11 protein-coding genes and 1 tRNA gene are annotated in these 14,433 nt (G+C 38.8%); 5 read left to right on the forward strand and 7 right to left on the reverse strand.

Features of this window, described 5'->3' with window-relative positions:
• Nucleotides 1-65: 65 nt before the first annotated feature.
• A tRNA-Ser gene (locus tag QLG01_RS05420) sits at nt 66-156 on the reverse strand.
• A 261-nt stretch (nt 157-417) separates the two neighbouring features.
• Here QLG01_RS05420 and rnr point away from each other — a divergent pair.
• The 4 genes from rnr (at nt 418) to QLG01_RS05440 (ending at nt 5,708) form a co-directional block, all read left to right on the forward strand.
• Complete coding sequence (rnr, locus tag QLG01_RS05425) at nt 418-2,832, forward strand: ribonuclease R (protein WP_216070964.1); 2,415 nt, start codon at nt 418-420, stop codon at nt 2,830-2,832.
• Between the two features lie 134 nt (nt 2,833-2,966).
• Nucleotides 2,967-5,021 (forward strand): M3 family metallopeptidase, encoded by a 2,055-nt coding sequence (locus QLG01_RS05430; protein ID WP_282495987.1) that lies wholly within the window; start codon nt 2,967-2,969, stop codon nt 5,019-5,021.
• A 40-nt stretch (nt 5,022-5,061) separates the two neighbouring features.
• Nucleotides 5,062-5,271 (forward strand): YheV family putative zinc ribbon protein, encoded by a 210-nt coding sequence (locus QLG01_RS05435; protein ID WP_004639498.1) that lies wholly within the window; start codon nt 5,062-5,064, stop codon nt 5,269-5,271.
• An 11-nt stretch (nt 5,272-5,282) separates the two neighbouring features.
• Nucleotides 5,283-5,708, forward strand: a complete 426-nt coding sequence (locus QLG01_RS05440; protein WP_013196786.1) for a hypothetical protein — start codon at nt 5,283-5,285, stop codon at nt 5,706-5,708.
• A gap of 164 nt (nt 5,709-5,872) precedes the next feature.
• Here the strand turns inward: QLG01_RS05440 and QLG01_RS05445 are convergent, their stop codons facing one another.
• From QLG01_RS05445 to QLG01_RS05465, 5 genes are all read right to left on the reverse strand, one after another.
• Nucleotides 5,873-8,068: a TRAP transporter large permease subunit gene (locus QLG01_RS05445; protein WP_282495988.1), complete on the reverse strand. Its 2,196-nt coding sequence runs from the start codon at nt 8,066-8,068 to the stop codon at nt 5,873-5,875.
• A gap of 177 nt (nt 8,069-8,245) precedes the next feature.
• On the reverse strand, nt 8,246-8,821 hold the full coding sequence (gene rrtA, locus QLG01_RS05450) for a rhombosortase (RefSeq protein WP_004789598.1): 576 nt from the start codon (nt 8,819-8,821) through the stop codon (nt 8,246-8,248).
• A gap of 83 nt (nt 8,822-8,904) precedes the next feature.
• Nucleotides 8,905-9,993, reverse strand: coding sequence for a hypothetical protein (locus QLG01_RS05455; protein WP_151768513.1), 1,089 nt, complete (start codon nt 9,991-9,993; stop codon nt 8,905-8,907).
• A gap of 769 nt (nt 9,994-10,762) precedes the next feature.
• A complete protein-coding gene (locus QLG01_RS05460) occupies nt 10,763-11,152 on the reverse strand; it encodes a hypothetical protein (protein WP_282495989.1) in 390 nt (129 codons plus the stop codon).
• Between the two features lie 6 nt (nt 11,153-11,158).
• Entirely contained in the window at nt 11,159-11,416 is a 258-nt protein-coding gene (locus QLG01_RS05465; protein ID WP_004789602.1) for a succinate dehydrogenase assembly factor 2, read from the reverse strand.
• A gap of 189 nt (nt 11,417-11,605) precedes the next feature.
• Between QLG01_RS05465 and QLG01_RS05470 the strand changes: the two genes are divergently transcribed.
• Nucleotides 11,606-12,778: an acyl-CoA dehydrogenase family protein gene (locus QLG01_RS05470; RefSeq protein WP_282495990.1), complete on the forward strand. Its 1,173-nt coding sequence runs from the start codon at nt 11,606-11,608 to the stop codon at nt 12,776-12,778.
• Between the two features lie 51 nt (nt 12,779-12,829).
• Here the strand turns inward: QLG01_RS05470 and QLG01_RS05475 are convergent, their stop codons facing one another.
• Nucleotides 12,830-14,320 (reverse strand): NAD(P)/FAD-dependent oxidoreductase, encoded by a 1,491-nt coding sequence (locus tag QLG01_RS05475; protein WP_282495991.1) that lies wholly within the window; start codon nt 14,318-14,320, stop codon nt 12,830-12,832.
• Nucleotides 14,321-14,433 lie beyond the last annotated feature (113 nt).

A 14,433-nucleotide genomic window follows, 5' to 3' on the forward strand; every position in this document is an offset into this window, starting at 1 on the left:
ACTCCCGACCCCTTAGTTCGTAGCCAAGTGCTCTATCCAGCTGAGCTATGAGCGCATTAAGTAAATGGCGGTGAGAGAGGGATTCGAACCCTCGATACCAGTAATAGGTATGCTTCCTTAGCAGGGAAGTGATTTCAGCCACTCATCCACCTCACCGGAACGAGCCGCCATAATACAAACTAAAACCACATTGTTCAAGTCATCATACTGAAATTTTCTTATTTTTTAGTTCAATGAATTATTTTTTAAGCAATTTCCTCATTATTTTCGTCTTTTTCGATCAAACGCTTGTTAAGATAGATATTATTTCTTCATCAAAATACTGTAGTGCATAACACATTATTGCAAACCTGAACGTGCAGTTCGGGTCTGCATGGCTTATGCTAAACTTATCTGCCAAGCGTGAAACAAAACGACATGACAAAAAACTGGGCTGACCCTGAAGCGAAAGCTGAAGCTGAACGTTATGACAATCCTATTCCAAGCCGTACTCTGATTTTAGATACGTTGGAACAGTTGCAAACACCACAATCTCATGCAGAGCTTGTCGATCATTTTAATATTCATGACCAAAAAAGTATCGAAGCATTAAGTCATCGTTTAAGTGCTATGGTTCGTGATGGTCAAATCATGAAAGACGGTTTTAAATTTCAGTTGGTGGCAGATCAACCAACATATGAAGCAACTGTTTATATTAATAGTAAAGGTTTAGGTACAGCACATATTGATGGTCAAACCGATCTTTTACTTCCTGAACGTGAATTACGTTTAGTATTTAATGGTGACCGAGTTAGAGTGCGCCAGACTTCAGTAGACCGTAAAGGTAAACCTTGGGGTTTTATCACAGAAGTTTTACAGCATCGTGTTAAACAATTAATTGGTAAATTATCAGTTCATGAGGGTGAATATTTTATTCAACCCAACAATCCCAATCAGCATCAGCCTATTCCTTTAGAAAAAGAACTCGTAAAACATGCTGGGGCGAATGTTGGCGATATGCTACGTGTTGCAATTGATAGCTATCCGACCCGTGAAGAGTTTTCAACAGCACATATTATTCAGTCTATGGCAGACAAAGCTGATACAGAAATTATCATTCCACAAACCATTCTTGAATTTGGTTTGCCATATGAATTTCCAGATCAGGTATTAAAAGAAGCAGAAAGTTTTAAAGAACCATCAGCTCAAGACCGTGAAGGTCGTATTGATTTAAGAGATTTAGCATTAGTTACAATTGATGGTGAAGACGCTCGAGATTTTGACGATGCAGTTTATGCAGAAAAACGTCCGGGTGGTGGTTACCGCGTTGTCGTCGCAATTGCAGATGTCAGCCATTATGTACGCTTAGACTCAGCCCTTAACGAAGAAGCTGAGGAACGAGGCACTTCGGTATATTTCCCACACTTTGTATTACCAATGCTACCAGAGGCCCTGTCAAACGGCTTGTGTTCTCTGAACCCTCATGTAGACCGCTTATGTATGGTCTGTGACCTTAAGCTCTCTCGTTCAGGCCGTGTAACTGGTTACGATTTTTATCCGTCGGTTATGCACTCAAAAGCACGTTTGACCTATACACAGGTAGCGCAATACTTTGAAGGCGCAACAGATGCGATTCCAAAAGATCGTGATGTTCATAAATCTTTAAATACACTTTTCCAGCTTTATCAAATTTTGAAAAACTTGCGTGCCGACCGCCATGCAATGGAATTTGAAACCATTGAAACGTACATGACTTTTGATGAGCTGGGCGGGATTAAAGAAATTTTGCCACGTACACGTAATGAAGCACATAAGCTCATTGAAGAATGTATGTTGCTTGCTAACGTTGCTGCAGCTGAATATGCATTAGAACATGATGTTCCAATGTTATATCGTGTGCATGAAGCTCCAGAGTTTTCACGTATTCAGAAAGTAAAAGACTTTGTGAAATTGCTTGGTCTACCCTTCCCTGATCAACCAACTCAAGCAGACTATCAAAAAGTTATTGAAGCGACCAAAGACCGTATTGATGCACCAAGTATTCATGCCGTTTTATTACGCTCAATGATGCAAGCTTATTATGGCGCAAAAAATGCGGGACACTATGGTTTGGCTTATGAAGCCTATACTCATTTCACTTCGCCAATCCGTCGTTACCCAGATTTATTGTTACACCGTGCTATTAAGGCACACTTGAAACAAAAGCCTTATCCTCTCTCTGGTGCTGCGCTAGATGATGCTGGTGAACATTTTTCTCAAACTGAACGCCGTGCAGATGAAGCTTCTCGTAGCGTAACAACTTGGTTGAAGTGTCACTACATGCAACAGCATTTGGGTGATGAGTTTATTGGTATCGTAAGTGCAGTAACCGAATTTGGTTTATTTATCACACTTAAAGATCTATACGTCGATGGCATGATTCATATTAGCCAACTCGGCGATGACTTCTTTATTTATGACCAAGCGAGCCAAAATCTGGTAGGTCAAAATCGTGGTCAAGTCTTTGGTTTAGGCGATGAAGTTAAAATTCAGGTTGCTGGCGTAAATCTTGAAGAACGTAAAATTGACTTCCAGCTTCTTCAACAAGTCACGCATGCAGGAAGAGTCGTTCGTAGCCGAGCTCCACGCACAACTAAAACATCTTCACAGGCAACTGAAGAAGTTTTCAGTAAACTAACAAGTAGTGATGGCGAAAGACCTGTTCATAAAAAGAAAGAAAAAGCTAAGGCGAGTTCTTATACTAAAAAGTCTGGTAAAAAGCCTTCTGCAAAAGCCGAAAGTAAACCAGAAAAAGTAAAGAAAAAGTCTAAGCCTAAAAAGAAAAAGGCCAATGCAAAATCAAAGGCTGAATAATTAAACAATAGATGTTGCCAGCCTAGAAATAAGTCCCGATTTGGGACTTATTTCTTTTTAGAAAGCTTATTTTGCACATTAAACTTGATTTCTGGCTTGAGAGGACCTACATCTAATAACATGTTTAAAAAATAATGTGGCTAACAGCAATGACTTTACAGCAAGCGACCTTACCAACCCCGCGTTTTGATCAAATTGAATTAGAAAATTTAAAACAAGACATCCAACAAGCGATTCAAGCAGGCCAAGAATTTTTAAATACTCTTACCGCTGTACCTACCGATACCGCTCAACAACTTGCCGTACTTGAACAAGTCGATACACTTGAAAATAACCTCAGTGAATCATGGGGTGTTTTATCACATTTAAATGCGGTGATGAACAATGCTGAAACCAGAGAAGTCTATCAATCGTTATTACCTGCCTTGAGTGAATATTACACTCAACTTGGTCAACATAAGGCGCTCTATCAAACTTATCAGCATATCCATGATGGTCAGGGTTATACCTCTCTTAGTCCAGCCCAACAAAGTGCTATTCGACTCGCTTTACGTGATTTTAAACTTTCTGGTGTGGCTTTAGAGGGTGAAGAGAAAAAACGCTATGCAGATATTTCTGCTCGCCTTTCCCAGCTTTCTTCTGATTTTTCTAACCATGTACTTGATGCAACACAAGCGTACTTTAAACCGCTTACAGAAACTGAGCTAAAAGGTCTTCCTGAAAGTAATGTTGAGTTATTAAAACAATACGGTAAACAACGTGAACTCGATCAAGCTGTAGCAACTCTAGATTTCCCAGCTTATTTTGCAATCATGACTTATGCAGATGACCGCGCTTTGCGTGAAGAGCTTTACAGAGCTTATGTCACTCGTGCATCTGATCAGTCTGAACAAACTGAGTTTGATAACAGCAAAATTATGGAAGAAATTTTAAGTCTTCGTCAGGAAATGGCGAAGCTACTTGGTTTCAATAACTACGCTGAATATTCTCTTGCAAGCAAAATGGCACCAGATGTAAAAACGGTACATGACTTTTTAGTTGATCTCGCTGAGCATGCTCGTGCCCCTGCTCTTCAAGAAGTTGCTGAACTTCAAGAGATTGCCAAGCAAGATGGTGTTGACGAACTTAAACCTTGGGATAGTACTTACTATTCTGAAAAGCTAAAACAGCAACAATTCAACTTATCGCAAGAAGCACTAAAACCTTATTTTCCTGCACCTAAAGTCATTCAGGGTTTATTCCAGATCGTGCAGCGCTTATATGGTATTAGCATTATCGAAAGACAAGCACCAGTCTGGCATCCAGATGCACGTTATTTTGAATTAGAAGACCAAGGTCAAGTGATTGGTGGATTCTTCTTTGACATCTATGCACGTACGGGTAAACGTGGCGGTGCGTGGATGAATGGTTTCCGTTCACGCATGCAAACTGTTCATGGTTTACAAAAACCAATTTGCTACATGGTGTGTAACTTCACGCCTCCAGTAGGTGATCAGCCTGCTTTACTCACCCATGATGAAGTGATCACATTATTCCATGAGTTTGGACATGGTTTACATCACATGCTAACCGAAGTAGATAATATTTCAGTTGCAGGAACTCATGGTGTTGCTTGGGATGCAGTAGAGCTACCAAGCCAGTTCATGGAATTCTGGTCATGGGATAAAGAAAGCCTAGATGTATTAAGTGAACACATCGATAGCAAACAAACTTTGCCACAAGAATTACTCGATGCTTTATTAAATGCGCGATTCTTCCAGTCTGGTATGCAAACTTTACGTCAGCTTGAATTTGCATTGTTTGATTTGACTATTCACACTAAAACACCTGCTTTGAATAGTGAGCAAATTCAGCAGACCTTAAATGACATTCGCAAGCAGTACGCCGTAGTTCCAGCTGTGGACTACAACCGCTTCCAGCATAGCTTCAGTCATATTTTTGCTGGTGGTTATGCGGCGGGTTATTACTCTTACAAATGGGCAGAAGTTTTAGCGAGTGATGCATTTGACCGCTTTGAACACGAAGGTATTTTCAACACTCAAACTGGCAAAGAATTCCGTCAAGCAATTTTAGCAGTGGGTGGTAAAGATACTGCACTTGAAGCATTTGTGAGTTTCCGTGGACGTGAACCTAAAATTGATGCACTGTTACGTCATCAAGGTTGGACGAATGACAGTAAAACCGCTTAAACTATGGGCCTAAATTGATCGTGTGGTTAGGGTGATAAAGATGAAAAAACGTTTCATTGCTGGGGCTAAATGTCCAAAATGTGAAGCAACAGATCGGATTGTCATGCTAACCACCGCTGAAGACGAATGGATTGAATGTATCGAATGCGGTTATAGTGAAAATCGTCCGACTCATATTGATGAGCCTGAAGCACCCGCTGTACCTGATGAAGTTGGAGTAATACAGTTCAAGCCTCGTCGTCCTGACTAAAGGTCTTAGAGATGCCACTACAAAGAAAACAAAACTCAAAACTATTGTGGATTTTAATTGGGGGCTTAAGCATTCTTGTAGTGCTTTTTTTAGCTGCACAATGGTTTTTCAAAAAAACCGAGTCATCCGCACCAATGGTTGATCCTCAACCTGTTTCGACACCCGCTCCTGCTAAAACCACGGATCCATCATCAAGTTCAGAACCTGTAGCAGAAGCTGCAAGTTCACAACAGCTTGTGAATGAAGATGTACTCAAACAGCCTGTACCAGCTCAAGAGTCTTTAGCAAAAGAAGAAGTGTCTAAACTCGATGACATCCATCGCCAGCTAAAAGATCAGGAAGCAACTTTAAAAGCTCAGCATGCTGATGCTGATCAATTAACTAAACTCAAAGAAGAACAAGTTAAATTGCTTGAAGCTCAGCTCAAACAGCAATAGTTTTTCAATGGGAAATACAAAAGCTAAAGATAGATAACTTTAGCTTTTTTTATTTTAATTCATAACTCTAGCCATTCTTTTTTCCTAAATTTATTGAACCCTCTTAATAAAAAAAGCCCTCCATTTAGGAAGGCTTTTTTGTATAACCGATATTTTAATTTAAGTTAATGATACCAACCAAATAACTTAAATACATATGGCACATAAGTAACCAATACTAGTGATGAGAACAAGACAATAATTGGTAGCAACCAGCGCTCATAACGGAAGTAGAAACTTGTATATTTCTCTTTCGCTTCAGCATCAGCAGCGTTCACTTCATCATCTCCGACAGACAACCGCGTGAGTAGATGGTTCAAGGCAACTGGTGGAGTTACATAACCAAATTCGAATGCAACCAACACAATCATCCAGAAGTGAATTGGATGAATACCATTTTCGTATGCTACAGGTGCAATGGTTGCAGCAACTAAAATTACAGCACCAAATGGATCTGTACACATACCAATAATGGCAAGTAACAGTGCAATACATGCCAGTGATATATAGATACTGCCTAAATGAGTCGGCAATAATTCAACCACTTCAGAACGTTCAATTAAACCACCAACACTTGCAGACAATGCCATCAGAATAATTAGTGCGCCAATATGGCCTACAGTTTCTGAAGTTGCAAAACGAAGTGCTCCACCAAAACCAAGACGGAATTGAGAACTATGCGGATCATGTGCACGAAGGAATGGTGATTTCTGTTCGTGTTCACGAACAATCGCCTCATGAATATTAATCGCAGGAGTTTCTTTTGTAGCGACCAATTTGTCATACAAAATCATTGCGATCAGAACTAATGGCAAAATTACTGGGGCAGTAAATTCATTCATTCCTGTGTCTAGCGCATATTTATAAATAGCAAGAACAACAGCAGTGATCAGAATGTATGGAATTACAGGTACAAAGGCACGCATCATGCCCGGAATCGCAACTTTTGGCGAATTTACACGGAACTTCTCTTCAGCCAAGAGTAATGAAACACCCAAGAAAATAAATGCTGTTAACCAAAATACATAAACACCATGGCCAAACAACTCATCGGACGTTACATGACGACTGTCCAACATTGCAATTAAAACAACCAGTAGACATGGACGTACCACCACACCTAAAGAACCTGACATTGCAGATACAGCCAATGCATATTGACGGCGAGCACCCGCATTCCAGACTTCTTTATAAATAATTGCACCTGCTGCAATAACGAAAATACCTGACGCGCCTGTATAAGCCGTCGGTACCGCAGCTGCAATTAGAATTAACCATGTTAAGGTTTCTGGGGCCAAATTCCATGGACGAAGCACATTAAGGAACAAGTCCATAACACGTGTTTGAGTTAAAAGCATACCAGCCCAAATAAACAAGGCAAGGTTTAAGAAAATACCTGAGAACTCAACCAACAAGCCAAGGTAAATCCCTTGCCCCATTGGATAATCCATAAAGAATGTGAATACTATGCCCGTAATCAAAGCCATGTAAGCATATAAAGGTACACTTAATAAGGCTAAACCAATATTACCGCCTTCACGTTTTGCTGGTGGTGAAAAAAATAGTTGATAAAGACTAATTAAAGTCAGAACAACGAATAGAATCATCCAAATCCAGTAAATAGTTACTGTTTCATAGGTAGGTGTCACACCAGAGTTAATGACTGAGCGATACTGACTAATTACAGAGAAACTGAGTAGCGCATTACCAATCACCATAAAGATTGAATAGACTTTGTAATCTATTTTTGTTGCTGGATTACGTAAGCCAATATGGTGAAATTTTAACGATGCGGTAATCGCAGAAATTAGAACCATGAAAATCAGTAAAATTGCACGGTTTTCTGTACCAAATTTAAAAATACCAAAGAAACCTGTCTCGATAGCACGGTAAGTACGCACACCAGGGTTAGCTTCGATATATTTAATTGTCTTGTCATATGCCTGATATTTCTCATCACATTGTTGCTTCGCTGCAAGAAGCGATGCACGGACATCACTTTCCGATGCTGCACCAAAGAAACTCGAAAAATCATCAGATGCATTCGCTTTCATTTGTTCTTTTACTTGTGCATCGATATTTGGATGTCGATCACAAGTTGGCTTTTCAGGTTCAGCACGCAAAAATGAATATTGCATGCCTATCGCAGGATCACCATAAAGACGTTCCCCGATACGTAATAATTGCCCGTGGATCATCTCCCCGGTACCAATGATTAGTGTCATTAATAGTAGAATGAGGATGACGAATGTTGAGATCCATTCGTTCCAGATATAACCCAACAGACCTAATCCAGATCTTTTTTCCTGATGTTCTTGCATAAATATTCCAATTTTGTTCTCTCAAAAACCTAGAAACAGGAGCTTGAGTCATGCAATTTTCTTGGTCAGGGGTTAATTCCTTCCCCCTTCTACCAATCCCTTTATTCAACGATCAAATTTGCATCAAACTTTGTTAATAAAGAATGACTAAAATCACTTTTTTAACAGTTTGTATTGTCAATATTTCTTTTTTAATCTTTGAGCAAGCCAATAGCAGCCCCCAAAGATTGCTCCACCAATTGCTCCATATAAGTGAGCTTCAGTTAAGACTGGGCTCCCTATTAACTGGGCAGTTCCTGTTTGTCCAAAAGTATTTTCCCATATCAGTTTTGCAATAATTAATCCTAAGACCAGAAAAGCAAAATTCCGTTCTTTACGATATTGCAAATAAACTAAAGCAACTGCTGTATATAGCCCATGTAAAACACCTGACAAACCAGCATATGCCTCGATATAAGGTAAATAAAAATAGAAGACCAAGCTAATGAACGGTGGCAACAGTAAAAGTAGACTTAAAAGATGCCACGCTTTGGTGTGCGGAAAGATAAACGGTAAACAGGCGAATGCCATCATGTTTAAAAGGAAATGAATCCACCCTACGTGTACCCAATGTGCAGTCCATAAACGCCAGAATTCACCAAGTAAACTTTCCCGCCAATAAATAAAAGTATCAGGAAATACTTGTAGACATGCAGATATGGAAATGCACACTGCGACCAAAAGCACTTTATTATTCAGTACATGATCTTTCATGGCACACTCCTTGAAATTAAACTTCTTACAATTATTGTAGAACTTAACAATAGACTCGCAAGAAGTTAGTCTTTCAAATATGTTTACTGTGCTGCTGGTTGCGCAGATGAATCAGCGGGAGCTTCAGATGCGGCTCCGCCATCAAATAACTCATCTAGCTCTGCTGCACCTTCGTTCTTATCATCCCAGAAATGTGACATACCATCATCTCCAGTACGCACACCTGTATGCTCAGTCCAGTAACGGTCAGAAATACCGCGTACAATCAGACCTGCCATACTATCGATTAACTTAAAGTTCGGATTAACAGGCTTATCATCAGCTTGAGAAGCAGCATATAATCTTAATGCATCACGGATTTTTGCATCATCACCACTTGCTTGAGCAGCTACCGCATATAACGCATGAGATAAGCGAACACCCTTTTGTTCACCAATTTGCACTGATTGCTTTAATGTCTGATATGGATCAGGTTTCCCTTCATCTGCCCCCGGTAATAAAGTCCAGATAACAGCACGCGTTGCGTTAGGTGCTCCCCAGAATTTTTCATTATCAAGACAGACCATGCCACGCTCTACAATAGCAGCGATATCTTTTGGAACATTGACTGCGCCACCAGAGTTAATATCATTGGTCACAGCCTGAAGGCCACTAATCATTCCAAGTAAATAAACTGTTTGATCCGTATCACTACGCATCGTTGGACAAGAATCACCTAAATGATATTTATATTTAGATTCCCAACGATCAGCGAACAACTTATAGCCTGTATATTGACGCTCAGCAGCAATTGCTGCCCAACGCTTTTGTGCAATACGTGCATCTTGAGCTTCAGTTACTTGCCCTGCCTTTGATGCACGCAAATAACGTAATTCCTGTTCTAATGCTTGATTCTCAGCACATACACCTGAAGCTGCATACATTAATACCGCAACACGCGTTGGATCTGCACCCATACCTTTAGTAGACATGATTGCTGGTGTTAAGGCACTACCAGTATTACAAACCATTTCAGCATCTTGCATTGCTAGAATAGGCGGAACGACGTGCTTTTCCGTAAAACCTAAAGCAACATTTGCTCCGGTTTTCACGACGTATGAACAACCTGATAAAACTGAAGCTGCAAGAAAACTCATCGCCAAACCTTGGCTTATTTTTTGGACTTTAGACATCTTCCTGTCCTCTATGTAATTTGTTTTTTCCTTTTCAGATGTACATTAGCAGATGCATATCTTGAATAAAAGAGTAATTACTCTAATTGTAGCGCTTATACTTTGACACACTTCACAGCAGATAAAATTGACAGTTTTTCAGGGAAACAGAAATTTTAGGCAAAAAAAAGTAGCATTGCGACGGTTCAGCACATGCTACTTATTAACTGAGATAAGCTTTTAACGGCTTATATTATTTTTGTTCTATATAATCCTTAAGTAAAGTTCCTGCTCTTCCTACTACCACAGCCATAACTACTGCAATTAACAGAAACATCCACATTGAAATCTCCATGAGAGACCTCCTTACTACAATCGCACCCAGTTATAAACTGGACACTTGATGAAATTAATCGACTAACCAATTTAATAATTGACTGATCGACGACCTTGCATCCTCTGTCTCTTAACTTTGTTAAAATTAACTCTGTTAAGATGTTCCCTGAGTAAAGTTCCTGCTCTTCCTATCACCACTGCCAGAATGATGGCAATGACCAAGAACGACCATGTTGGCATCTCCATTTTGAGACCTCCGACACACTTTACGTTGGTGTTTGTACTTTAACCGATCAAATAGATACCCATAGGTGAAATTGTCAGACAATTGTATTTCCTTAGCTTTTTTCTATATTTTAATTAGACAATCCTGAGCACAAGCAAAAAAATAAAGATTAAATTATTGTTTTTTATAATTTTTAAATAAATATACAAATGTAGAATTGTCTAACAATTAATGAAGTTTCTGTAGGACTTTTAACTTTTTCCAATACTGTAAAGGAAGTTGATCAAACCAGATTATGGCTACTTTCACAGGTGCTCCCTCAAAATAAACAATCATAAATAGCTGATAATCAATTATTTTATTAATTTCTACACGGTGAATCACTTTTTTAGGAAGATAAACAACTGACCAAGATTTTTGATCTAAATACGCAATTTGAGAAATTCGTGATTGTTTTAAAAACAATAGGAAAGCAATAGATAAAAGGATCAGACTAAATAGCCACCACATAGGTGGTAACAATTGATAAAGTAGGATTGCTAAAAACAAGCCAATAAAAAGCTGAAATATTATCGAGAAACGACTATATTTCAGCTCAAAATTCAATTCTTTTATCAAAACAGTTTAGCCATGTACGTACTGTTTTAATTTATAAATAAATTCACGTAACTCTGTGCGTGGAGGTTCAGAAACTTCCATGAACCAATCTAGCAAATCTGGATCTTCTTGTTCCACTAATTCTGCAAATAAGGCCTTCTCTGCCGGATCCGCATTTAGATAATAGTTTTTTACATAAGGGTCAAAATAGACGTCAATTTCTTTTAAGCCGCGGCGTGCTCGATAAATTACTTTACGTTCTTCCAAGGTCATTTCGTCAGACATTTATTTCCCCATCTGCGTTGATAGTGCGCCTAGTTTACCTGATCACATTCCAAAGATCGCTAAAAATATCAAATTGACCAAATTTATCATCTTGTACTCATAATTGAGCATTCATCACATTGTTCGCCATGAAATGCTTCCGTATGTTTAAGGAAATAACATCACACCTGAACCAAGGAAGAAATACAAATGCAATCTGGTGCCATCCGTCCTATTCCAAATATGTTACCGAGAAAACTATTTAACGAAGAGCATGAAGCTTTTCGCGAGACAGTACGTAAATTCTATGAAAAGGAAGTTGTTCCCAATATTGAAAAATATGAAAAACAGCAACATGTTGATCGAGATCTTTGGAATAAGGCTGGAGAATTAGGTCTTCTTTGCACCACAATGCCAGAGCAATATGGTGGGTCTGGAGTAGACCGTTTGTACAGTATGATCTTAATTGAAGAGCAAGCTTATGCTATGGATTCTAGTACGGGCTTTTCTTTGCATTCAGATATTGTTGCCAATTACGTAAATAACTTTGGTAATGAAGAACAAAAACAAAAGTGGTTACCAAAAATGGCAACAGGAGAAGTGGTCACGGCTATTGCCATGACTGAGCCTGGTACTGGCTCTGATTTACAAGCAGTGAGAACCACAGCTGTACTTGATGGCGATGAGTATGTCATTAATGGTTCTAAAATTTTCATTACCAATGGCTACTTATGTGACATGGTCGTAGTCGTTTGTAAAACGGGTAATAACGACAAAGGTTCAGCGAACTTATCACTCATCATTGTTGAAGCAGACAGAGCTGGTTTTAGCAAAGGTAAGCCTCTTAATAAAATTGGAATGAAAGGCCAAGATACGTGCGAATTATTTTTTGATAATGTTCGTGTTCCTAAAGAAAATCTCTTAGGTATGGAAGGCATGGGCTTTATCATGCTCATGAAAGAATTGGCTTGGGAACGAATGCTAGTCGCTATTATTTGTCAGGCAGGCGCTGAAGCTGCATTTGCGCATACTGTCCAATATACAAAAGACCGTAAAGCATTTGGCAAACCTGTTAGTGCATTTCAAAATACGCGTTTTAAACTTGCTGAACTGAGAACAGAAATAGATTTCTGCCGTACCTATCTAGATCGTTGTATGGAATTACAACTTGAAGAAAAATTGAGTGTAGAAGCTGCCGCAGCTGCTAAATATAAAATTTCAGATATGTTTTCAAAAGTTGTTGATGATTGTCTTCAATTACATGGTGGTTATGGTTACATGCTTGAATATCCAATTGCTCGTGCCTACATAGATCACCGAGCAAATCGAATTTATGCAGGTACCAATGAAATTATGAAAGAATTAATCTCTAGAACACTTTAATAAATTCTATATAAAAGGGGCATTACGCCCCTTTTATTTATCTAATATCTATTAAGATACTAGTTTTGGCTTACGCTCATTCGTTTCTGAACGTTTATGAAAATGTAGAATACCATCTTCAAATTTTGAATTTTTAAGCGACTTTCTATCTTCTAAATAGTTATTAGTAACTTGCCATGGAGCATGCTTACCTTGTTTTGGAAGTTCATGTGCCGCACGACTGATATAACCTGAAGATAATTTACCCATTACAGTATCTTCTTCCATTTCAGTCTTATCACCAGACGGGACTACTTCATCATAACTATTTTTGTCCATATAGTTTAACAAGCGACAAATATATTCCGCAGCGATATCGACCTTAAGCGTCCATGATGCATTTACATAGCCAATAATCATGGCCATATTTGGTACATCACTCAACATCACGCCGTTATAAAGCATATGTTCAGATGAATTAAGAGCTTTGCCATCAATAGTAGCCTGAACCCCACCCATAATTTGTACTTGCAAACCGGTTGCAGAAATCACAATATCCGCATCAAGATGTTTACCAGATTTAAGTAAAATACCTTTTTCAGTAAATTTCTCAACTTGATCTGTTTCTACACTCGCTTTACCTTCACGCAAAATCTTAAATAAGTCACCATCTGGTACCACACATAGACGTTGATCCCAAGGATTGTATGACGGTGTAAAATGCTTCATATCAACTTTACCCTTTAACTGCACTTCAATTGCTTTTAAGAGTAAACGACGTACAGTCTTTGGATGCTTCTGAGACAATGCATAAATAGCGCGCTGCATACCAATATTACGTGCACGGGTAAATTTATACGCCGCTTCTTCAGACATAAATTTACGCGTTTTTTCATAAATAAAGTCGATAGACGGTACACTAGCAATATACGTTGGTGAACGCTGCAACATCGTTACGTGACCAGCCCCACCTTTCGCCATTGCCGGTACTAAAGTAATCGCTGTTGCACCACTACCAATAATAACGACCTTTTTACCTGTGTAATCTAAATTTTCAGGCCAATGCTGCGGGTGAATGAGTTGCCCTTTAAATGCTTCTTGATTTGGGAAAGAAGGCGCATATCCTTGATCATAGTTATAGTAACCAGTACACCCTACAACAAAATTAGCAATCCAAGTCTGTTGTTTTTTCTTGCCATCTTCAATTACAACCTGCCATTTCTTTGATTCAGAATCATAATTAGCAGAAAGTACACGATGACCAAAGTGAATTTTTTCTTTTAATTTATATTCATCAATAACTTCGCCTAGATATCCTTTAATAGAAGCACCATCAGCTAATACATTCGCTTTACACCACGGCTTAAAATTAAAACCAAATGTGGACATATCTGAGTCTGAGCGAATACCTGGATAACGGAAAAGATCCCATGTTCCACCAAAAGATTCACGACGCTCTAAAATTTCAAATTGGCGTTGTGGAGAATTTTTTGATAAATGGGCAGCAACTCCAATTCCTGAGATACCTGCGCCAATGATTAAAATATCAACTTGCTTTTCCATTTTATTTTTATACCCATTGTTGAGAATATAAGTTTATTAAAGCACAATTTTGACAATACACAATGTCAAGTTTGACCGTTTATCCGTTTTTTTATGTCACTTGAGGACATTTT

It is taken from the genome of Acinetobacter sp. V89_4 (genome assembly GCF_029967875.1).
Lineage (GTDB): Bacteria > Pseudomonadota > Gammaproteobacteria > Pseudomonadales > Moraxellaceae > Acinetobacter > Acinetobacter oleivorans.